The organism is Streptomyces sp. enrichment culture, from assembly GCF_964273145.1.
In the GTDB taxonomy this organism is placed as follows: domain Bacteria; phylum Actinomycetota; class Actinomycetes; order Streptomycetales; family Streptomycetaceae; genus Streptomyces.
Window position 1 is genome coordinate 4,191,871 of record NZ_OZ186873.1, and the last position, 21,026, is coordinate 4,212,896.

A 21,026-nucleotide genomic window follows, 5' to 3' on the forward strand; every position below is an offset into this window, starting at 1 on the left:
GACCTGTCCTCACTTCCGCGGGTCCTTCGGGACCCAGGACGGCAACGTTCACGCGCCTGCGAGTGTCGCGCGTCACACCGCGCCCTGGGAAGGGACGTGCGCCGGCCGGCCGGGGCGCGGGGGGCGCACGCCCGGGAGCGCTGCGCCGGACGGGTGACCTTGCCGCCGGTGGCCGACGTGTCGCTCCGCGTCGCAGAACCCTTTCCTCTTCAGTGGCCGCATACATCTAATGAGCACCATATTGCCCTATATATGGCTAAAAGGGATCGTAGCTCCCGTGGCCTTCCGGAGGTAGCACAGATGTCCCACGTCGGCGCCGGACCGCGCGCGGTCACGCGCTCGGTCGCCTTCCTCACCGCGGGCGTGCTCGCGGTGTCCGCCCTGGCGGCCTGCACCTCCGAGGACGACGCGGCCGGCCGGCCGGCGGCCGCACAGGACCTCGCCCCCGCCGCCCGCTCCCGCGTCGCCGACGGCGGCACCCTGCGCTGGGCCGTGGACTCCGTCCCCGACACCCTGAACACCTTCCAGGCCGACGCCGACGCGACCACCACCCGCGTCACCCAGGCCGTGCTGCCCTCGATGTACCGGATGGACGCCACCGGCCGCCCGGTGCGCAACCCCGACTACCTGGAGTCGGCGAAGGTCGTCGAGACCGAGCCCAAGCAGGTCGTCCTCTACAGGCTCAACCAGCAGGCCGTCTGGAGCGACGGCAGGGAGATCGGCGCCGCCGACTTCGCCGCCCAGTGGCGCGCCCTCTCCGGCCGCGACAGCGCCTACTGGACCGCCCGCAACGCGGGGTACGAGCGCATCGAGAGGGTCGAGCGCGGCAGGAACGACCTGGAGGTCCGGGTCACCTTCAGCCGCCCCTACGCCGACTGGAAGTCGCTGTTCACCCCGCTGTACCCGAAGGACGTCATGGGCACCCCGGACTCCTTCAACGACGGCGCGCGGCGGGAGCTCGAGGTCACCGCCGGCCCCTTCGCGGTCCGGGAGGTCGACCACGAGGAGGACGAGGTGGTCCTCACCCGCAACCCGCGCTGGTGGGGCGACCAGGCCAAGGTGTCGCGGATCGTGCTGCGCGCGCTGCCGCGCGAGGAGCGGACGGCCGCGCTGGTGGCCGGCGAGGTCGACCTGGCCGAGATCGACCCGGACGCGGCCCGGGAGGTCGGGCTCTCCGCCGCGCCCCCGCGCCGCGCGAGCTCCGGCGCCCCGCTGATGGGCCCGGACGGTTCCCTCTTCGCGGACCCGGACGACACGGCGGCGGACGGCTCGGGAGCCCCGCCGGCGGCCGGTCCGGGCGGCACCCGGTCGGCCGCCCGGGCGCTGCGCTCCTGGGCCGTGGCCAACGGCTCCGACGAGGAGGCCGCCTACGAGGAGATCCTCGCCCGCCGGGAGCGGAGCGAGGCCCGTGCCGCCCGGGAACGCCGGCAGCGGGCCCTGCGCCGTTACGAGGTGCGCAAGTCCCTGGAGCCCGCCCACACCCAGCTCGCCCTCAACGGCGCCGAGGGTCCGCTCGCCGACGAACGGGTCCGCCGGGCCGTGGCCCGCGCCCTGGACCGCGAGGAGCTCGCCCGGACCGTCCTGAAGCCCCTCGGCCTGCCCGCCGTACCCGTCGGCAGCCACCTCGCGCTGTCCGGACAGGCCGCCTACGCCGACGGCAGCGGAGCGCTCGGCGGCCAGGACACCAAGGAGGCGCGGGCCCTGCTCGCGGACGCCGGGTGGGTGCCGGGCGGGCCCGTGGAGGAGGGCGAGGAGACGGCCGGCGGGCAGGGCGAGGAGGCCGAGGAGGGGGAGGAGGCGCAGGAGGAGTCGCCGGGCGGTGACGACGGGACGTACATCGTCGGGGAGGACGACAAGGGCGGCGGGGGCGACCGGGACAAGGAGAAGAAGGAGAAGAAGGAGAAGAGCAAGGAGAAGAAGGAGAAGAAGGACAAGGGCGAGAAGGGCAAGGGGGAGAAGGGCAAGGGCGAGAAGGGCAAGGGGGAGAAGGGCAAGGGCGAGAAGGGCAAGGGGGAGAAGGGCAAGGGCGAGAAGGAAAGGAAGGGCAAAGGCGAGAAGGGCACGGGCGAGAAGGAGAAGAAGGAGAGGAAAGAGAAGAAGGGGGAGAGGGACGCCGCGAAGAACGCCGAGAGGAGCGGGGAGGGGGAGGGCAGGGCGCAGAGCGCCCCCGGCGCCTACGCCCCGAAGGGCACCGCCGCCCCGGTGGGCTCGGCGCCGGCACCGCTCGCCAAGGACGGCAAATCGCTCACGCTCCGCTTCGTCGTCCCCTCCGGCCCCGAATCCCGGGCGCTGCGCACGGTGGCGGACCGCATCTCCCGCATGCTGGAGCGGGTCGGCATCCGCACCGACCTCACCAAGGTCTCCGACGCGAGCTACTTCAAGGACCACATCGTGTCCGGCCAGTACGACCTCGCCCTGTACTCCTGGCCCGCCTCCGCCTTCCCCGCCACCGACGCGCGCCCCATCTACGCCAAGCCGGTCCCGGCCGCCGACGGCTCCCTGAACGTCGAGCAGAACTACACCCGCGTCGGCACCGACCAGGTCGACCAGCTCTTCGACCAGGCCCTCGCCACGCTGGACGAGGAGGAGTCGCGCGCGCTGCTGCGCAAGGCCGATTCCCGCATCTGGGCGGCGGCCGGCTCCCTCCCCCTCTACCAGCGCCCCCAGCTCGTCGCCGCGCGCAAGGACCTCGCCAACGCCGGTGCCTTCGGCTTCGAGACGCCGGTGTACGAGGACATGGGCTTCCTGAAGGGGGGCGCCCGCGGGGCGCGGCCGTCGGCGGGCCCGTCGGCCTGAGCCGGACCGCGCGAGCCGGGCGCCGTGAGCTGCGCCGACGTACCCGGCAAGCCGTTCCGGCGGCGGCCCCGTACCATGGGGTGAGGCCGTGGCATGTTCAGCCCGGCAGGGCCCGCGCAACACAGACGTACGCGCAGGGCATTCCTCACACTCCGGGAGTACGCCGCAATATGGCCGTGTCCACCACACGTCATGACATCCGCAACGTCGCCATCGTCGCCCACGTCGACCACGGCAAGACCACCATCGTCGACGGCATGCTGAAGCAGGCCGGCGCCTTCGCCGCCCACCAGCTCGACTCCGTCGACGACCGCATGATGGACTCGAACGACCTGGAGCGTGAGAAGGGCATCACGATCCTCGCCAAGAACACCGCGGTGAAGTACCACCCGAAGGACGGCGGGGACCCGATCACCATCAACATCATCGACACCCCCGGCCACGCCGACTTCGGCGGCGAGGTCGAGCGCGGCCTGTCGATGGTGGACGGCGTCGTCCTGCTGGTGGACGCCTCCGAGGGTCCGCTGCCGCAGACCCGCTTCGTGCTGCGCAAGGCGCTCCAGCAGCGGCTGCCGATCATCCTGTGCATCAACAAGACGGACCGGCCGGACTCCCGGATCGACGAGGTCGTCAACGAGACCTACGACCTCTTCCTCGACCTGGACGCCGACGAGGAGCAGATCGAGTTCCCGATCGTCTACGCCTGCGGCCGGGACGGCGTCGCGTCCCTGACCAAGCCGGAGGACGGCACCGTCCCGGCCGACTCCACCTCCCTGGAGCCGTTCTTCTCCACGATCCTGGAGCACATCCCGGCCCCCACCTACGAGGAGGGCGCCCCGCTCCAGGCCCACGTGACCAACCTGGACGCCGACAACTTCCTCGGCCGCATCGCGCTGCTCCGCGTCCACCAGGGCGAGCTGAAGAAGGGCCAGACGGTCGCGTGGATGAAGCGCGACGGGTCCGTGCAGAACGTGCGCATCAGCGAGCTGATGATGACCGAGGCGCTCACCCGCAAGCCCGCCGAGAAGGCCGGTCCCGGTGACATCTGCGCGGTCGCCGGCATCCCGGACATCATGATCGGCGAGACGCTCGCGGACCCGGAGAACCCGATTCCGCTGCCGCTGATCACGGTCGACGAGCCCGCGATCTCCATGACCATCGGCACCAACACCTCCCCGCTGGTCGGCCGCGGCGGCTCCGGCAAGGGCGCCGACGCGAAGGCGGCCGTCAAGGACCGCAAGGTCACCGCCCGCCAGGTCAAGGACCGCCTGGACCGCGAGCTGATCGGCAACGTCTCGCTGCGCGTGCTGGAGACCGACCGTCCCGACGCCTGGGAGGTGCAGGGCCGCGGTGAGCTGGCGCTGGCCATCCTGGTCGAGCAGATGCGCCGCGAGGGCTACGAGCTGACCGTCGGCAAGCCGCAGGTCGTCACCAAGGTGGTCGACGGCAAGGTCTACGAGCCGGTCGAGCGCCTGACGATCGACGTGCCCGAGGAGCACATGGGCGCGGTCACGCAGCTCATGGGCGTCCGCAAGGGCCGCATGGACAACATGTCCAACCACGGCTCCGGCTGGGTGCGCATGGAGTTCGTCGTGCCCTCCCGCGGTCTGATCGGCTTCCGGACGGAGTTCCTGACCCAGACCCGCGGCACCGGCATCGCGCACTCCATCCACGAGGGCCACGAGCCCTGGTTCGGCACTCTCACCACCCGCAACAACGGCTCGCTGGTCGCCGACCGCGCCGGTGTCGTCACCGCGTTCGCGATGACGAACCTCCAGGAGCGCGGCGTGCTGTTCGTGGAGCCCGGCACCGAGGTGTACGAGGGCATGATCGTCGGTGAGAACTCCCGCTCCGACGACATGGACGTCAACATCACCAAGGAGAAGAAGCTCACCAACATGCGGTCGTCCACGGCCGACGTGGCCGAGTCGATCGTCCCGCCGCGCAAGCTGTCGCTGGAGCAGTCGCTGGAGTTCTGCCGCGACGACGAGTGCGTCGAGGTCACCCCGGAGGCCGTGCGCATCCGCAAGGTGAACCTGGACGCCCGCGAGCGCGCCCGCGCCGCCTCGCGCGCCAAGCACGGCTGACCCGCCACCGCGCGTCGGCAGGCCGGCTCCCGCTCCTTCGGGGCGGGAGCCGGCCTTTCGTGTATGCCTCGGTGTCGTCAAGTGGGCCTGCTCCCACGCCAGTCGGCCCCGGTCCGGCGGAAGCCGCCCCGGCCCGGCCGTGTCGTGACCGGCCCGCGCCCCGTTCACGCGCGGTGGCCGCCCGGGTGACCTCTGTCATCGGTGAGGGCGTGCCTCTCCTGCCGCGCAACTCATTAAGTCGACACCGGTGTCCGATATGCGGTGAGCTTCGGTCGATAGATATGTAACACGTCCGTTTCGCGGTCATCTATCTACGATTGATTTGCCCGGATTTCAGGAGAAGTACGTCTCAGGTGTGATCGAACCGAGACCGAAGAACTGTGGTCGAGACCGCCGCCGTGACTAATAGTTGACCGCGTAGAGCTCGGGTCAATGGGTCACGCGCTGTGGGGAGCGCCGACTCACGAGCACACTGGGGCACCGCACGGATCCTCGCCAGGTGGCGGAATCTACGCGCGTACCCCCTCGCGGTGAACAAGTGGACTCATGAGGAGGAGCCCCATGCGTGGTGCCAAGAGCGCCAAGTGGGTCGCGGGTGCGATAGTCGTTGCTCTGGCTGCCACCGCCTGCGGCGGCGGTGACAACGGGTCGGAGAAGAAGGGTTCCGGACCCGCGGGCTACGTCTCGATCGACGTCGGCGAGCCTCAGAGGCCTCTGATCCCGGCCGACACCAACGAGGAAAACGGCTCGTACGTCATCCAGGCCCTCTTCACTCAGCTCCTGGACTTCGACGCCAAGGGCGAGATCGTCTACACGAACGCCGAGTCGGTCACCACCGAGGACTCCAAGACGTGGACGGTCAAGCTCAAGAAGGGCTGGAAGTTCCACAACGGCGAAGAGGTCACCTCCCAGTCGTACATCGACGCCTGGAACTGGTACGCCAACATCAAGAACAACCAGCAGAACTCCTTCTGGTTCCAGGACATCAAGGGCTACGACGACGTCCACCCGGAGAAGGGCGACCCGAAGGCCGAGACCATGTCCGGTCTGAAGGCCGTGGACGACCACACCTTCACCATCGAGCTGAAGTACACGATGCCGTACTTCAACTACAAGCTGGGTTACGCCACGTGGGCGCCGCTGCCCAAGGTCTTCTACGACGACCCGAAGGCCTTCGGACAGAAGCCGGTCGGCAACGGCCCCTACGTCTTCGAGAAGTGGGACCACAAGAAGCTCATCCAGGTCAAGGCCTGGGACGGCTACAAGGGCCCGAACAAGGCGAAGAACAAGGGCGTCCAGTTCAAGAACTACACGACGGTCGAAGCCGCCTACAAGGACGTCGTCTCCGGCAACCTGGACATGATCCGCCAGGTCGGCCCGACGGACCTGCCGAAGTACAAGCAGGACCTGGGTGACGGCGCCATCGAGCAGCCGTACGCGGCCATCCAGACGCTGACCCCGGCGTTCTACTCCAAGACCTTCAAGGACATCGACCCGAAGGTCCTGCAGGGCCTGTCGATGGCGATCGACCGAGAGACGATCACCAAGACGGTTCTGAACAACACCCGCACGCCGGCCAAGGGCTTTACGCCGCCGGGCGTCAAGGGCTACCAGGACCTGGACACGGACGTGTTCACGTACAACCCGGCGAAGGCCAAGCAGCTCATCAAGGAGGGTGGCGGCGTCCCGGGCAACAGGTTCACCATCCAGTACAACACCGACGGCGGGCACAAGGAGTGGGTGACCGCGGTCTGCGAGTCCATTCGCAAGGCCACCGGCGTCGACTGCGTCGGCGACCCGAAGCCGGACTTTGCCACGGACCTCGAGGCCCGTGACAACGACCAGGTGAAGGGCATGTACCGCGGTGGCTGGGTCGCCGACTACCCGGTCAACGCCAACTTCATGAAGGAGCTCTACCACTCCACCGCCGAGGCCAACAACGGTCGCTTCTCCAACAAGGAGATCGACGAGCTGATGAACAAGGCCGACCAGGCCAAGTCCCTCGAAGGGTCGGTGAAGGCCTTCCAGGAGGTCGAGAAGAAGCTGGTCGAGCACATGCCGGCCATCCCGCTCTGGTACTACCGCATGAACGGCGGCCACGGCAAGAACGTCGACAACGTCAACGTCGACTTCCACGGTGACCTCGAAGTGTGGGCCGTCACCACCAAGTAAGAGGAGCCCTTCCGGCTCTTCCCGCTCGGCCGTAAGCCCGCCGCCGCCCAGGTGGCGGTGGGAGGTGTGCGGGGCCGTCTCGTCACCAAGGGACGGCCCCCACCTGCGTTAAACCCTCACGGAGGCACCTATGGGGCGCTATGTCGCACGACGACTGCTCCAGATGATCCCGGTCTTCATCGGGTCAACTTTGATCATTTTCTGCATGATGTACGCCCTGCCCGGTGACCCTGTCCGGGCGATGATGGGGGACCAGGCGTACGACCCGACGGTGGTCGCGAGCATCAAGAAGGAACTCGGTCTCGACCAGCCGCTCCTGCAGCAGTACGCGAACTACATGGCCGGACTGGTCCAGGGCGACTTCGGCACTCAGATCGCCAGCCAGCGGCCCATCGCGGACGTCATCGCCGACGCGTTCCCGGTGACGATCAGGCTGACGGTCTTCGCCTTCTCCTTCGTCACCCTCGTGGGTATCGGCCTCGGTGTCGTCGCCGGCCTGCGCCCCGACACGATGCGAGACCGCGGACTGCTGACGCTGACCCTGTTGCTCGTCTCGATGCCGTCCTTCGTGCTGGGCTTCCTGCTGCAGTACCTGCTCGCGTTCAAGTGGTCGGTCACCACGCCCACGGTGACCGACTCGGCGGACTTCTCCCAGCTCGTACTCCCCGCGACCGTGCTGGCGTCGCTGTCACTCGCCTACGTCGCCCGACTGACCCGCACGTCGATCGCGGAGAACCTGCGTTCCGACTACATGCGCACCGCCGTGGCCAAGGGGCTGCCGCGCCGCCGTGTCATCGGCGTCCACCTGATGCGCAACTCGCTGATTCCCGTGGTCACCTTCCTCGGCATCGAGATCGGCAGCCTGATGACCGGCGCCATCGTGACCGAGGGCATCTTCAACGTGCGGGGCATCGGTATCGAGATCTACGAGGCACTCAGCCGGCGTGAGGGCGCCACGGTCGTGGGGATCGCCTCGCTGATGGTGCTCATCTACCTCGCCGCCAGCTTGATCGTGGACCTGCTCTACGCGGTCCTGGACCCGAGGATCCGGTATGCCTGACAAGACCATCGAGAAGAGTGTCGAGGCCCTTCCCGGTGACACCGCGAGCACTGCCGGCGTCGTCGTGACCGACTCCGGCCCGGCTCCCGACAAGGCGCGCAGCCTGTGGTCCGACGCCTGGCACGACCTGCGGCGCAACCCGCTGTTCCTGGTCTCGGCCGTGCTGATCGTGTTCCTGCTGGTGATGGCGGCCTGGCCGGGGCTGTTCACCAGCGCCTCGCCGCGCGACGCCGACCTGGCCAACCACTACCTGGCCAAGCCGAACTGGGGCCACGTCTTCGCCCCGGACTGGCTCGGCTACGACGTCCAGGGCCGTTCGATCTACGCCCGGGTCGTCTACGGTGCCCGCGCCTCGATCACCGTCGGTGTGGGAGTCACTCTCGCCGTCACCGTCCTCGGCACGCTCATCGGCATGATCGCCGGTTACTTCGGCGGCTGGACCGACACCCTGCTCTCGCGGCTGACCGACATCTTCCTCGGCATCCCGTTCCTGCTCGGCGCCCTGGTGGTGCTCAACTCCTTCGACAACCGAACCGTCTGGGTCGTCATCATGGCCCTCGCCTTCCTCGGCTGGACCCAGATCGCCCGTGTCGCCCGCGGTGCCGTGATCACCATCAAGCAGTCGGACTACGTGGTGGCCGCCAAGGCACTTGGTGCCTCGACGTCCCGGATCCTGCTCCGGCACATCCTGCCCAACGTGCTCGCGCCCATCATCGTCGTGGCGACCATCGCGCTCGGTGGTTACATCGCGGCCGAAGCCACCCTGTCCTTCCTGGGCGTGGGCCTCGGTGACACGGCCGTGTCCTGGGGCGGCGACGTGGCGCGAGGACGCGAGCAACTCCGTATCGCCCCCCACACCCTGATCATCCCGTCGGTGATGGTGTCGATCACGGTGCTCTCGTTCCTCATGTTCGGCGACGCTGTACGCGAAGCCCTCGACCCGAAGCTGCGCTGAGGGAGGCGTACATGACCACCACCACGCCCGCGAACGTCCCCGCCCCCCGCTCGGGCGAGGACGACGGCGGCACGCTGCTCGAAGTGCGCGACCTGTACGTCGAGTTCCACACCCGCGACGGCGTCGTCAAGGCCGTCAACGGCGTCAACTACTCCGTGAACGCCGGCGAGACCCTCGCGGTGCTCGGCGAGTCCGGCTCCGGCAAGTCCGTGACCGCCCAGGCGATCATGGGCATCCTCGACATGCCGCCGGGGAGGATCCCGCAGGGCGAGATCCTCTTCCGCGGCCAGGACATGCTGAGGATGTCGGGCGAGGAGCGCCGGAAGCTGCGCGGCAGCAAGATCGCGATGATCTTCCAGGACGCGCTGTCGTCGCTCAACCCCGTGCTCTCGGTGGGCTACCAGCTCGGCGAGATGTACCGCGTCCACCAGGGCCTGAGCAAGAAGGAAGCCAAGGCCAAGGCCATCGAGCTGATGGACCGGGTGAAGATCCCCGCGGCCAGGGAGCGCGTCGGCGACTACCCGCACCAGTTCTCCGGCGGCATGCGCCAGCGCATCATGATCGCGATGGCGCTCGCCCTGGAGCCGGACCTGATCATCGCGGACGAGCCGACCACGGCCCTCGACGTGACCGTGCAGGCCCAGGTCATGGACCTCCTCGCGGAGCTCCAGCGCGAGTACAACATGGGCCTGATCCTGATCACCCACGACCTGGGCGTCGTCGCGGACGTCGCCGACAAGATCGCGGTGATGTACGCGGGCCGCATCGTCGAGCAGGCGCCCGTGCACGAGCTGTACAAGCGCCCGGCCCACCCCTACACCCGGGGCCTGCTCGACTCGATCCCGCGCCTGGACCAGAAGGGCCAGGAACTGTACGCGATCAAGGGACTGCCGCCCAACCTCCTGAAGATCCCCAGTGGCTGCGCGTTCAACCCGCGATGCCCCAAGGCGCAGGACGTCTGCCGCACCGACGCTCCGCCGCTGGTGCAGGTGACCGAACGGGACGGCACCGAGATCGCCGGGCGCGCCAGCGCCTGCCACTTCTGGAAGGAGACGATCCATGGCTGAGCCCGGCAAGAACGGGGGGCCGCAGGACGCCACACCGAACGTCTCCGGGGTCGAGGTCGTGGACGCCGCGACCGAGACCGCCGCGGTCGCCGCCGTCGAGGCGCCGGTCGACCGGGGCGAGCCGATCCTCCAGGTCCGCAACCTGGTGAAGCACTTCCCGCTCACCCAGGGCATCCTGATCAAGAAGCAGGTCGGCGCGGTCAAGGCGGTCGACGGGATCTCCTTCGACCTCCACCAGGGCGAGACCCTGGGCATCGTGGGCGAGTCCGGCTGCGGCAAGTCCACCGTCGCCAAGCTCCTGATGATGCTGGAGACGGCGACCGCGGGCGAGATCTTCTACAAGGGCCAGGACATCACCAAGCTGTCCGGGCGCGCCCTGAAGGCCGTACGCCGCAACATCCAGATGGTGTTCCAGGACCCTTACACGTCCCTGAACCCCAGGATGACGGTGGGTGACATCATCGGGGAGCCCTTCGAGATCCACCCCGAGGCGGCCCCCAAGGGCGACCGGCGCCGCAGGGTGCAGGAGCTGCTGGACGTGGTCGGGCTCAACCCCGAGTACATCAACCGCTACCCGCACCAGTTCTCCGGCGGCCAGCGCCAGCGCATCGGCATCGCCCGCGGCCTCGCGCTCAACCCGGAGATCATCATCTGCGACGAGCCGGTGTCCGCGCTGGACGTGTCCGTCCAGGCACAGGTCATCAACCTGATGGAGAGGCTGCAGGACGAGTTCGACCTCTCCTACCTCTTCATCGCCCACGACCTGTCGATCGTCCGGCACATCTCCGACCGCGTCGGCGTGATGTACCTCGGCAAGATGGCCGAGATCGGCACCGACACGGAGATCTACGACCACCCCACGCACCCGTACACCCAGGCGCTGCTCTCCGCCGTCCCGGTCCCCGACCCGGAGACCCGGGAGGGGCGCGAGCGGATCATCCTCACCGGCGACGTGCCGTCCCCGGCCAACCCGCCCTCGGGCTGCCGCTTCCGCACCCGCTGCTGGAAGGCCCAGGACAAGTGCGCCGAGGAGGTCCCGCTGCTCGCGGTCCCCGAGCGGTTCCGGGGCACGGACTCCCCGGCGGCCCACGAGTCGGCCTGCCACTTCGCGGAGGAGAAGGACGTGGTCCACGCGGCCTGACCCCCCGCGGCCCCGCCCCGGTTCCCGGCACCCGCCCTCGGGTGCCGGGAACCGGCCTTCTCACCGCTCCTCCTCAGGCGGACGCCGCGGCCCGTGCCCAGTGACAGGCCACCCGGGGTCCGTCGTCCCCCGCCGGTTCGCCGCTGCCCGCCAGGAGGTCCGGGTCCCGCGTGCGGCAGTGCCCGGCCACGCCCGCCCGATCCGCCTCGCCCGAGGCGAGGACGGGGCAGCGGGGCCGGAAGCGGCAGCCGGTGGGGACGCGGGAGGGGTCCGGGGGCTCGCCGGAGAGCACCACCGGATCCCCGGGAGCCTCCGGCAGGACCGACAGCAGGGCCCGGGTGTAGGGGTGCCGGGGGGCCGTCAGGACCTGTTCGACCCCGCCCGTCTCCACGATGCGGCCCAGGTACATCACCGCCACCCGGTCGGCGATGTTCCAGGCCAGGCCCAGGTCGTGCGTCACCACCAGGGCCGCCAGGCCCAGTTCGTCCCGCAGCCGCAGCAGCAGCGCCAGGATCTCCCCCCGCACGGAGGCGTCCAGGGAGGCCACCGGCTCGTCGGCGACGAGGAGGTCGGGCTCCAGGACCAGCGCGCCCGCGATCACCACACGCTGGCGCTGGCCGCCGGACAGCTCGTGCGGGTACCGCAGGAAGAAGCGCTCGGGCGGGCGCAGGCCCGCGCGGGACAGGGCCCCGGCGACCGCCGCCCGCTCGTCGCCGCCGCGGCCGTGGATCCTCAGCCCCTCGGCCACCGCGTCGTACACCGTGTGCCGCGGGTTCAGCGAGCCGCTCGGGTCCTGGAGGACCAGCTGGGCCCGCCTGCGGTACGCCTTCAGGGCGCGCGAGGTGTACTCCAGCGGCCGCCCGGCGAAGCCGACCCGCCCCGCCGTCGGCTTCACCAGGCCCAGCAGCGAACGCGCCAGCGTCGTCTTGCCGCAGCCCGACTCGCCGACCAGCGCCACGATCTCACCGGGCCGGATGTCGAGGTCGACGCCGTCCACCGCCCGCGCGGGCGCGTCGCCGCGCCGGCCGGGATACGTCACGTGCAGTGCCCGGGCGCTGAGCAGCGGTTCGGGTGTCGTCATGGGGCGCTCCCGGTGTCCGTCGGGTTCCGGGCCGGCGCGGTGCCCGCCACGTGCACGCAGGCCGCCCGCCTGCCCGCGCCCGCCTCCCGCAGCGCCTGGTCCCGCGTGCCGCAGCTCTCCAGGGCCACCGCGCAGCGCGGGTGGAAGGCGCAGCCGGACGGCAGCGCGGCGGGGTCGGGCGGATCGCCCGGCAGGCCGTGCGGGGCGAGGCGGGAGGCCGGGTCGCCGATGCGCGGGAACGCGGCCGACAGGGCCCCGGCATAGGGGTGCCGGGCGTCCTCGTACACCGCCCGGGCGGGCCCCTCCTCGACCACCCGGCCCGCGTACATCACCGCCAGCCGGTCGCAGGTGTCGGCGAGGACCGCCAGATCATGACTGATCATGATCAGACCGAGGTCCCGCTCGGCGACCGACCGCTCGATCAGCCGCAGGATCTGCGCCTGGACCATCACGTCCAGCGCGGTGGTCGGCTCGTCCGCGACGATCAGCCGCGGATCGCAGGCCAGCGCCATCGCGATCATCACGCGCTGCCGCTGCCCGCCGGACAGCTCGTGCGGGTACGCCGACGCCCGCGCCGCCGGCAGCCCCACCCGCTCCAGCAGCTCGCCCGCCCGCCGGCGCGCGGCGGCGGCGGTCGCCCGGCGGTGCAGCAGGACCGGCTCGGCGATCTGGTCGCCGACCCGGTGGACGGGGTTCAGCGCGTGCATCGCCCCCTGGAAGACGATCGAGGCGCCGGCCCAGCGGACCGCCCGCACCCGGCCCCACTTCATCGTCAGCACGTCCTCGCCGTCCAGCAGGATCCGTCCGCCGACCCGCGTCCCGGCCGGCAGCAGCCGCAGCAGCGCCAGGGCCAGCGTGGACTTGCCGCAGCCCGACTCGCCCGCGACGCCCAGCTTCCGCCCGGCGTCCAGCCGCAGGTCCACGCCCCGCACGGCGGCCACCCCGCCCGGATACGTCACCTCCAGGCCCTCGACCTCCAGCAGCGTCAACGGGCCACCCCCGCCCTCGGGTTGAGAACGGACTCCACCGCGCGCCCGCACAGGGTGAACGCCAGGGCCACCGCCGCGACGGCGATGCCGGGCGGTACCAGGTACCACCAGTCGCCGGAGCTGACCGCGCCCGCCTCCCGCGCGTCCTGCAGCAGCCCGCCCCAGGACACCACCGTCGGATCGCCGAGCCCGAGGAAGGCCAGCGTCGCCTCGGCCAGGATGGAGGCGGACACCATCAGCGTGGTCTGCGCCAGCACCAGCGGCATCACGTTCGGCAGCACGTGCCGGGCCATGATGTGGCCGTGCCCGCCGCCGAGCGCCTTGGCGCGTTCGATGTACGGCCGCGACTCCACCGCCAGCGTCTGGGCCCGCACCAACCGGGCCGTGGTCGGCCACGTCGTCACGCCGATCGCCAGGATCACCGTGCCCAGCGAGCGGGACATCACCGTGGCGAGCGCGATGGCGAGCACCAGCGTCGGCATCACCAGGAACCAGTCGGTGATCCGCATGACCACGGTCGCGTACGCCCCCCGGAAGTGCCCGGCGGTGATGCCGACCACCGCGCCGATCGCCACCGACAGCACCGCCGCGAGCAGTCCGACCAGCAGCGAGACCCGCGAGCCCCACACCACCAGTCCCAGCACGTCGCGCCCGAACCGGTCCGTTCCGAGGGGGAAGCGGCCGCTCGGGCTCTCCAGGGGCCGGCCCGGCGCGTCCGTCACCCCGGACACGTCGGAGCCGACCGTCAGCGGAGCGGTCAGCGCCACCAGCGCGAACAGGGCGAGTGCGGCCAGGCCCACGAGCCCCGCGCGGTGGGCGCGGTACCGCCGCCACAGCCGTGCGGCGGCCCGGCGGCGGCGCTGCCGGGCGAGCCGGCGCGGCGAGGACCGCGCCGCCGGAGCGGCCGTCATCGGCCCACCCGGGGGTCGAGCAGCGGATAGACCAGGTCGGCCAGCGTGTTCATGAGGATCACCGCCGAGGCGAAGAAGAGGAACAGGCCCTGGACCAAGGGCAGGTCGGGCACGCTCAGGGCCTGGTAGAACAGGCCGCCCAGACCGGGCCAGGAGAACACCGTCTCGACGAGGATCACCCCCGCGACCGTCCGGCCCAGGTTGACGAAGACCAGCGTCACGGTCGGCAGCAGCGCGTTCGGCACGGCGTGCCGGCGCCGCACCAGGTCGTCCCTGAGCCCCTTGGCGCGGGCGGTCGTCAGGTAGTCGCCGCCCATCTCGTCCAGCAGCGCGGAACGGGTGACCAGCAGCGTCTGCCCGTACTCGACCGCGACCAGGGTGAGCACCGGCAGGATCAGGTGGTGGGCGACGTCGAGGACGCGGGCGAGGCCCTCCTCGCCGCCCGACTCCATGCCCCCGGTCGGGAACAGCCCGGGGACGGGACCGACCCCCACCGAGAACACGATGATGAGCAGCAGCCCCAGCCAGAAGGACGGGACGGAGTACAGGAGCAGCGCCAGGCCGGTGTTCAGCCGGTCCCCGAGCCGGCCGCGCCGCCAGGCGGACCGGGTGCCGAGGACGATGCCGAGCAGGGTGTACAGCACGAAGGCGGTGCCGGTGAGCAGCAGGGTGTTCGGGAGCGCCTCGGCGATCTTCCCGGTGACCGGCGCCCGGAACTGGTACGAGGTGCCCAGGTCCCCGGTGAGCGCCTTGCCGCAGTAGTCCGTGAACTGCCGCCACAAGGGCAGGTCGAGCCCGAACTCCCGCCGGTAGGCGGCCAGCTGCTCGGCCGAGACCGGGCGCCCGCCGGTCATCGTCTTGACCGGGTCGCCCGGGATCAGCCGGAACAGGAAGAAGCCGGTGACGAGGACGGCGGCCAGGGAGACCAGGGCGCCGCCCGCCTTCTGGGCCCCGTAGCGCAGGTACGCGGCGGCCGTGCGCGCCCGCGGCCCGCGGGGCGCCGGGGCGGCCCCGGCGGCCGGTACGGAGGGGGTGGCGGTGGTCATGGGCGGCCGCCGGTGCGGTGAGCCGGTCGGTTCATCGGCTACTCGCGGTCCTCGGCCGTGGCCCGCCGCCGCATCGCCAGGAACCCGCCGGCGCCCGCGAGCAGGACGAGGCCCGCGACGATCCCGGTGACGACGGCCGCCGAGCCGGCTCCGTCCCCGGAGCCGCCGGACTCGGCCGGGACCGCCGACCACCAGCTCCAGTAGCCGTCCTGGCCGTAGATGTTGCCCGCGGCCTTCGGCATCGTCTCGATGGAGGCGATCTGGTCGGTGCGGTAGGCCTCCACGGCGTTCGGGTACGCCATGACGTTCATGTACCCGAGGTCGTACAGCCGGGACTGGAGCTGTTTGACGAGGGCGGCCCGCTTGTCCGGGTCGTACTCGGCGAGCTGCCGGGCGTACAGGCGGTCGTACGTCTCGTCGCAGACGAAGTTGTCGGTCGCGCCGGTGTCCTCGGGGGTGGCGGGCAGGGCGGCGCAGGTGTGGATCGACAGCACGAAGTCGGGGTCGGGATTGACCGACCAGCCGTCGAAGGCGAGGTCGTAGGTGCCCGCGAGCCAGGGGTCGCTGACATTGTCCAGGCAGTCGAGCCGCACGCCGATGCCGAGCTCGCCCCACCACTCCTCCAGGTACTGGCCGACCGCCTTGTCGTTGGGGTCGGTGGCGTGGCACAGGACGCGGTAGGTGATCGGCTTGCCGTCCTCGCCCAGGCGCCTGCCCTCGCCGTCCTTGCGGTAGCCGGCCTCGTCGAGCAGCCGCGCCGCCCTGGCCGGGTCGTGGGCCAGCTCCTGGCCCGGCGAGGGTTTCCAGAAGTAGCGCGAGAAGCGGGGCGGGATGTATCCGGCGCCCTCGACCGCGTGGCCCTGGAAGACCTTGTCGACGAGGGCCTTGCGGTCGACGGCGAGGAACAGCGCGTGCCGCACCCGCCGGTCGAGCAGGGACGGGTGGCCGTCGCCGAAGCGCTCCCCGTTCCCGGCCCGGGCGCCCGGGTTGACGGCGAGGGCGTAGAAGCGGCGGCCGGGCGCGTCGTTGACCTCGATGTTCTTCTGGCCCTCGAGGGAGTCGGCCTGGGCGGGTGTCAGGGAGGGCGAGCCGGCCACGAAGGAGACCTCGCCCTTGCGCAGGGCGGCCACCGCGGCGTCCTGGTCCTTGTAGTAGCGGAAGACCAGCTCGTCGAACTTGGGTGCCCCGCGCCAGAACCGGTCGTTGGCCTTCAGGCGCACGTAGCTGTCGGGCTTGTAGCCGGTGAGCACGAACGGGCCGCTGCCGACGACGGGGAAGTCCCCGGTGTTGTGGAACGCGGAGAGGTCCCCGACCTTCTCCCACACGTGCTTGGGCACGATCGGCACGTCGAGGGCGGTCATCGTGGCCTGCGGCTTGTCGAGCCGGATGACCAGTTCGGTGGGGCTCGGGGCGGTCACCTTCTCGAAGTTGGCGACGAAGCTGCCGTTGGCGGTGCCCGCCGCCTCGTCGGTCATCATCGTGTTGAACGTCCAGGCCGCGTCCTCGGCGGTGATCCTGCGGCCGTCCGACCAGCGGGCGTCGGAGCGGATCGTGTAGGTCCAGGTGAGTTTGTCCGCGGACGGCTTCCACGCGGTGGCGAGCCCCGGGACCGCGCGGGCGTCCTCGGTGTCGTAGCCGGTCAGGTACTCGTACATCAGCCGGTTGATGCTCGTGCTGACCAGGCGCGTCGCCAGGAACGGGCTCAGTGAGTCGACGCTCTGCGCGACCGCGACGGTGAGCACCTTCTTGCCGTCCTCGGCCCGGGCCTGCCCGGGGGACAGGGCGGACGTGAGGAGCAGGGCGGCGGCACCGGCGGCGACGAGCCGGGGGAGGGCGCCCCCTCTGCCGTGTCGGTCTGGTGTGCTCATATGTCCTGACCTCGCGTCATCGCTCGCACGCCGCTTGGGTTGATGAGTGTGTCTATCAGCGCGTCCTGTACGCGTCAACGGTGCCTTGCCCCCCATATGGCCTGCAAAAACAGGGAGTTGACGGCTCGGTGCAACCAGTGGTCCAGACCGGTGAAGCGTCGCTGGTGGCGGGCCGGCGGCCGTGTCGCCCGGCGTGCGGACCGCGTGCCGCCGGACGGGGGACGGGTGCCCCGGACGGATGCGCTGAATGAGTGCCGTGTCTGGTTTCGATGGATAGTGGCGGATGACGGATCAGCGTGTCGGGCAGCACAGAGGAGGCACTCCATGCGCGGAGCCATGCACGCCGGCCGCGCCGTGTGCGCGGCGGCGATGGTCCTCGCCGCCGCGGCCTGCGGAGGCGGGGGGACCGGTGGCGGGGCCGACGCGGTGCTCTCCTCCTCCTGGGGCGACCCGCCGAACCCACTGGAGCCGGCCAACACCAACGAGGTGCAGGGCGGCAAGGTCCTCGACATGATCTTCCGCGGGCTGAAGCGGTACCACCCCGAGACCGGCGAGGCCGAGGACATGCTCGCCGAGAGGATCGAGACCGCGGACTCGCGGAACTTCACCATCACCGTCAAGGACGGCTGGACCTTCAGCAACGGCGAGAAGATCACCGCCAAGTCCTTCGTCGACGCCTGGAACTACGGCGCGAGCCTCAGGAACAACCAGCGCAACGCCTACTTCTTCAGCTACATCGACGGCTACGACAAGGTCCACCCGGAGAGCGGCAGGCAGACCGCCGACACCCTCTCCGGCCTGAAGGTCACCGGCGAGCGCACCTTCACCGTCCGGCTCGGCCAGAAGTTCTCGACGTTCCCCGAGACCCTCGGCTACCCCGCCTTCGCGCCCCTGCCCCGCCTCTTCTTCGACGACCACGACGCCTGGCTGGAGAAGCCCGTCGGCAACGGCCCGTACCGGGTCGAGAACTACGCCCGGGGCTCCCAGATGTCCCTGCGCGCGTGGGAGGGGTACCCCGGCGACGACAAGGCGCGCAACGGCGGCGTCGACCTGAAGGTCTACACCGACAACAACACCGCCTACACCGACCTCATGGCCGGCAACCTCGACCTGGTCGACGACGTCCCCGCCGCCCAGCTGCGGAACGTCGGCACCGACCTCGGCGACCGGTACATCAACGCCCCGGCCGGCATCCTCCAGACCCTCGCCTTCCCCTTCTACGACCGCGACTGGAACAAGCCCGGCATGGAGAAGGTGCGCACGGGCCTGTCCAAGGCGATCGACCGCGAGCGGATCACCGGGACGATCTTCCACGGAACCCGCACCCCGGCCACCGACTGGACCTCACCCGTCCTCGGCGAGGACGGCGGCTACCGGGACGGCCTGTGCGGGGACGCCTGCCGGTACGACCCCGACGAGGCCAAGCGGCTGATCGAGGAGGGCGGCGGGCTGCCCGGCGGCCAGGTGAGGATCACGTACAACGCCGACACCGGCTCCCACAAGCAGTGGGTGGACGCCGTGTGCAACTCCGTCAACAACGCCCTCGGCGACGACCGCGCCTGCGTCGGCAACCCGGTCGGCACCTTCGCCGACTTCCGCGGCCGGATCACCGACCGCAAGATGCCCGGCCCGTTCCGCGCCGGCTGGCAGATGGACTACCCGCTCATCCAGAACTTCCTCCAGCCGCTGTACTACACCAACGCCTCCTCCAACGACGGCAAGTGGTCGAACGAGGAGTTCGACGACCTCGTGGACCGGGCCAACGCCGAGACCGACACCGCCAGGGCCGTCGGCCTGTTCCGGCAGGCCGAGGAGGTGGTCCGGGACAACATGGCCGCCATCCCCCTGTGGTACCAGAACGGCAGCGCCGGCTACTCCGAGCGCCTGTCCGACGTGAAGCTCAACCCCTTCAGCGTCCCCGTCTACGACCAGATCAAGGTCGGCTGAGGCGGCGCCATGGGACGGTACGTCGTCCGGCGGCTGCTGCAGATGATCCCGGTCTTCGCCGGGGCCACGCTGCTGATCTTCCTGATGGTCCACGTCATGGGCGACCCGATCGCCGGCCTGTGCGGCGAGCGCGAGTGCGACCCGGCCACCGCCGCCCGGCTGCGCCGGGAATTCGGCCTCGACCGGCCCGTGTGGCAGCAGTACCTGACCTACATGGGCAACGTCCTCACCGGCGACTTCGGCACCGCCTTCAACGGCCGGCCGGTCACCGAGCTGATGGGGTCCGCCTTCCCGGTCACCATCCGGCTGACCCTCGTGGCGATCGCCTTCGAGATCGTCGTCGGCGTCATCCTCGGCGTCGTCACCGGCCTGCGCCGCGGCCGGCCCGTCGACACCACGGTGCTGCTGCTCACCCTCGTCGTCATCTCCGTCCCCACCTTCGTCACCGGCCTGCTGGTCCAGCTCCTGCTCGGCGTGAAGTGGGGCTGGGTCAAGCCGTCCGTCTCCCCCGAGGCCCCCGTCGGCGAACTGATCGTCCCCGGCCTGGTCCTCGCCTCCGTCTCCCTCGCCTACGTGACCCGGCTGACCCGCACCTCCATCGCCGAGAACCGGCGCTCGGACTACGTCCGCACGGCGATCGCCAAGGGCCTGCCGCGCCACCGGGTCGTCGTCCGGCACCTGCTGCGCAACTCCCTCATCCCCGTCGTCACCTTCATCGGCACCGACGTGGGCGCCCTGATGGGCGGGGCGATCGTCACCGAGCGGATCTTCAACATCCACGGCGTCGGCTACCAGCTCTACCAGGGCATCCTCCGGCAGAACACCCAGACCGTCGTCGGCTTCGTCACCGTCCTGGTCCTGGTGTTCCTGGCCGCCAACCTCCTCGTCGACCTCCTGTACGCCGTACTCGACCCGAGGATCCGCTATGCCTGAGCGGCCCTACGAACCCGAGCGCGCCGTCGCCGGCACCGGCATGGGCGGGCAGATGGACCTCGCGGCCAGCGAGGCGGTGACCCTGGGGGAGACGCCCCCGGGCCCGCGGGGCGCCGGAGGGCGGGACAGGGCCCGCAGCCTGTGGTCCGACGCCTGGCACGACCTGCGCCGCAACCCCGTCTTCCTCGTCTCCGCGCTGGTGATCTGCTTCCTGGTCGTCATCTCCCTGTGGCCGTCCCTGATCACCTCCGGCAACCCCCTCGCCTGCGACCTGGCCAGGGCCCAGGAGGGCTCCCGGCCGGGCCACCCCTTCGGCTTCAACGGCCAGGGCTGCGACGTCTACACCCGCACCGTCTACGGCGCCCGCACCTCCGTGACGGTCGGCGTCTGCGCCACGCTCGGGGTCACCGTCCTCGGCAGCGTGCTCGGCGGGCTCGCCGGCTTCTTCGGCGGGGCGTGGGACGGGTTCCTGTCCCGGATCACCGACGTCTTCTTCGCGATCCCGGTCGTCCTCGGCGGCCTGGTCCTGCTGTCGGTGGTGACCGGCAACAGCGTCTGGCCGGTCGTCGGGTTCATGGTGCTGCTGGGCTGGCCGCAGATCTCCCGCATCGCCCGCGGCACCGCCATCGCCGTCAAGCACAACGACTACGTGCAGGCCGCCCGGGCGCTGGGCGCCTCCCCCGCCCGCCTGCTGCTGCGGCACATCGCGCCCAACGCCGTCGCCCCCGTCATCGTCGTGGCCACCATCGCGCTCGGCACGTACATCGCGCTGGAGGCGACCCTGTCCTACCTCGGCGTCGGCCTGAAACCGCCGAGCGTGTCCTGGGGCATCGACATCTCCGCCGCCTCGCCCTACGTCCGCAACGCCCCGCACGCCCTGCTGTGGCCCTCGGGGGCGCTGGCGGTCACCGTGCTGGCGTTCATCATGCTCGGCGACGCGGTGCGCGACGCCCTCGACCCGAAACTGAGGTGA

Annotated in this window: 15 protein-coding genes; 10 read left to right on the forward strand and 5 right to left on the reverse strand. The window is 70.7% G+C overall.

All coding sequences use genetic code 11. The annotated features are described in order from the left end of the window. Positions 1-300 precede the first annotated feature (300 nt). The 7 genes from ACSU6Z_RS19085 to ACSU6Z_RS19115 all read left to right on the forward strand — a co-directional run bounded on the left by ACSU6Z_RS19085 (position 301) and on the right by ACSU6Z_RS19115 (position 11,278). Positions 301-2,796: an ABC transporter family substrate-binding protein gene (locus tag ACSU6Z_RS19085; protein WP_437047223.1), complete on the forward strand. Its 2,496-nt coding sequence runs from the start codon at positions 301-303 to the stop codon at positions 2,794-2,796. 170 nt (positions 2,797-2,966) lie between these two features. Beyond that, a complete protein-coding gene (typA, locus tag ACSU6Z_RS19090) occupies positions 2,967-4,883 on the forward strand; it encodes a translational GTPase TypA (protein WP_437016630.1) in 1,917 nt (638 codons plus the stop codon). 561 nt (positions 4,884-5,444) lie between these two features. Next, positions 5,445-7,055, forward strand: coding sequence for a peptide ABC transporter substrate-binding protein (locus tag ACSU6Z_RS19095; protein WP_437047225.1), 1,611 nt, complete (start codon positions 5,445-5,447; stop codon positions 7,053-7,055). Positions 7,056-7,185: 130 nt separating this feature from the next. After that, a complete protein-coding gene (locus ACSU6Z_RS19100; protein ID WP_437047227.1) occupies positions 7,186-8,115 on the forward strand; it encodes an ABC transporter permease in 930 nt (309 codons plus the stop codon). Next, positions 8,108-9,070 carry an ABC transporter permease gene (locus tag ACSU6Z_RS19105; RefSeq protein ID WP_437047229.1) on the forward strand — a complete coding sequence of 321 codons (963 nt, stop codon included), beginning with the start codon at positions 8,108-8,110 and terminating at the stop codon, positions 9,068-9,070. Before ACSU6Z_RS19100 ends, ACSU6Z_RS19105 begins: the two co-directional genes overlap by 8 nt. 11 nt (positions 9,071-9,081) lie before the next feature. After that, a complete protein-coding gene (locus ACSU6Z_RS19110) occupies positions 9,082-10,137 on the forward strand; it encodes an ABC transporter ATP-binding protein (RefSeq protein ID WP_437047230.1) in 1,056 nt (351 codons plus the stop codon). Continuing rightward, complete coding sequence (locus ACSU6Z_RS19115; protein WP_437047232.1) at positions 10,130-11,278, forward strand: ABC transporter ATP-binding protein; 1,149 nt, start codon at positions 10,130-10,132, stop codon at positions 11,276-11,278. The genes ACSU6Z_RS19110 and ACSU6Z_RS19115 overlap by 8 nt, the downstream gene beginning before the upstream one ends. 73 nt (positions 11,279-11,351) lie before the next feature. Here ACSU6Z_RS19115 and ACSU6Z_RS19120 read toward each other — a convergent pair whose 3' ends face one another. Genes ACSU6Z_RS19120 through ACSU6Z_RS19140 form a run of 5 tightly spaced genes read right to left on the reverse strand, consistent with a single transcriptional unit; the run spans position 11,352 to position 17,173 of the window. After that, positions 11,352-12,359: an ABC transporter ATP-binding protein gene (locus ACSU6Z_RS19120; protein ID WP_437047233.1), complete on the reverse strand. Its 1,008-nt coding sequence runs from the start codon at positions 12,357-12,359 to the stop codon at positions 11,352-11,354. Beyond that, positions 12,356-13,348 carry an ABC transporter ATP-binding protein gene (locus tag ACSU6Z_RS19125; RefSeq protein WP_437047235.1) on the reverse strand — a complete coding sequence of 331 codons (993 nt, stop codon included), beginning with the start codon at positions 13,346-13,348 and terminating at the stop codon, positions 12,356-12,358. Before ACSU6Z_RS19125 ends, ACSU6Z_RS19120 begins: the two co-directional genes overlap by 4 nt. After that, on the reverse strand, positions 13,345-14,259 hold the full coding sequence (locus tag ACSU6Z_RS19130; protein WP_437047237.1) for an ABC transporter permease: 915 nt from the start codon (positions 14,257-14,259) through the stop codon (positions 13,345-13,347). The genes ACSU6Z_RS19125 and ACSU6Z_RS19130 overlap by 4 nt, the downstream gene beginning before the upstream one ends. Then, positions 14,256-15,305 carry an ABC transporter permease gene (locus ACSU6Z_RS19135; RefSeq protein ID WP_437047239.1) on the reverse strand — a complete coding sequence of 350 codons (1,050 nt, stop codon included), beginning with the start codon at positions 15,303-15,305 and terminating at the stop codon, positions 14,256-14,258. The genes ACSU6Z_RS19130 and ACSU6Z_RS19135 overlap by 4 nt, the downstream gene beginning before the upstream one ends. Positions 15,306-15,343: 38 nt before the next feature. Further along, entirely contained in the window at positions 15,344-17,173 is a 1,830-nt protein-coding gene (locus tag ACSU6Z_RS19140) for an ABC transporter substrate-binding protein (RefSeq protein ID WP_437047241.1), read from the reverse strand. Between the two features lie 324 nt (positions 17,174-17,497). Here ACSU6Z_RS19140 and ACSU6Z_RS19145 point away from each other — a divergent pair, with 324 nt between their 5' ends. Genes ACSU6Z_RS19145 through ACSU6Z_RS19155 form a run of 3 tightly spaced genes read left to right on the forward strand, consistent with a single transcriptional unit; the run spans position 17,498 to position 21,026 of the window. Further along, positions 17,498-19,120, forward strand: coding sequence for a peptide ABC transporter substrate-binding protein (locus ACSU6Z_RS19145; RefSeq protein ID WP_437047243.1), 1,623 nt, complete (start codon positions 17,498-17,500; stop codon positions 19,118-19,120). 9 nt (positions 19,121-19,129) lie between these two features. After that, on the forward strand, positions 19,130-20,053 hold the full coding sequence (locus ACSU6Z_RS19150; protein WP_437047244.1) for an ABC transporter permease: 924 nt from the start codon (positions 19,130-19,132) through the stop codon (positions 20,051-20,053). Next, a complete protein-coding gene (locus ACSU6Z_RS19155; RefSeq protein WP_437047246.1) occupies positions 20,046-21,026 on the forward strand; it encodes an ABC transporter permease in 981 nt (326 codons plus the stop codon). Before ACSU6Z_RS19150 ends, ACSU6Z_RS19155 begins: the two co-directional genes overlap by 8 nt.

Bases quoted from the DNA above. Each gene is read 5' to 3' on its own strand.
- ACSU6Z_RS19085 (WP_437047223.1), top strand. From the start codon at position 301: ATGTCCCACGTCGGCGCCGGACCGCGCGCGGTCACGCGCTCGGTCGCC.
- typA (WP_437016630.1), top strand. From the start codon at position 2,967: ATGGCCGTGTCCACCACACGTCATGACATCCGCAACGTCGCCATCGTC.
- ACSU6Z_RS19095 (WP_437047225.1), top strand. From the start codon at position 5,445: ATGCGTGGTGCCAAGAGCGCCAAGTGGGTCGCGGGTGCGATAGTCGTT.
- ACSU6Z_RS19100 (WP_437047227.1), top strand. From the start codon at position 7,186: ATGGGGCGCTATGTCGCACGACGACTGCTCCAGATGATCCCGGTCTTC.
- ACSU6Z_RS19105 (WP_437047229.1), top strand. From the start codon at position 8,108: ATGCCTGACAAGACCATCGAGAAGAGTGTCGAGGCCCTTCCCGGTGAC.
- ACSU6Z_RS19110 (WP_437047230.1), top strand. From the start codon at position 9,082: ATGACCACCACCACGCCCGCGAACGTCCCCGCCCCCCGCTCGGGCGAG.
- ACSU6Z_RS19115 (WP_437047232.1), top strand. From the start codon at position 10,130: ATGGCTGAGCCCGGCAAGAACGGGGGGCCGCAGGACGCCACACCGAAC.
- ACSU6Z_RS19120 (WP_437047233.1), bottom strand. From the start codon at position 12,359: ATGACGACACCCGAACCGCTGCTCAGCGCCCGGGCACTGCACGTGACG.
- ACSU6Z_RS19130 (WP_437047237.1), bottom strand. From the start codon at position 14,259: ATGACGGCCGCTCCGGCGGCGCGGTCCTCGCCGCGCCGGCTCGCCCGG.
- ACSU6Z_RS19135 (WP_437047239.1), bottom strand. From the start codon at position 15,305: ATGACCACCGCCACCCCCTCCGTACCGGCCGCCGGGGCCGCCCCGGCG.
- ACSU6Z_RS19140 (WP_437047241.1), bottom strand. From the start codon at position 17,173: ATGAGCACACCAGACCGACACGGCAGAGGGGGCGCCCTCCCCCGGCTC.
- ACSU6Z_RS19145 (WP_437047243.1), top strand. From the start codon at position 17,498: ATGCGCGGAGCCATGCACGCCGGCCGCGCCGTGTGCGCGGCGGCGATG.
- ACSU6Z_RS19150 (WP_437047244.1), top strand. From the start codon at position 19,130: ATGGGACGGTACGTCGTCCGGCGGCTGCTGCAGATGATCCCGGTCTTC.
- ACSU6Z_RS19155 (WP_437047246.1), top strand. From the start codon at position 20,046: ATGCCTGAGCGGCCCTACGAACCCGAGCGCGCCGTCGCCGGCACCGGC.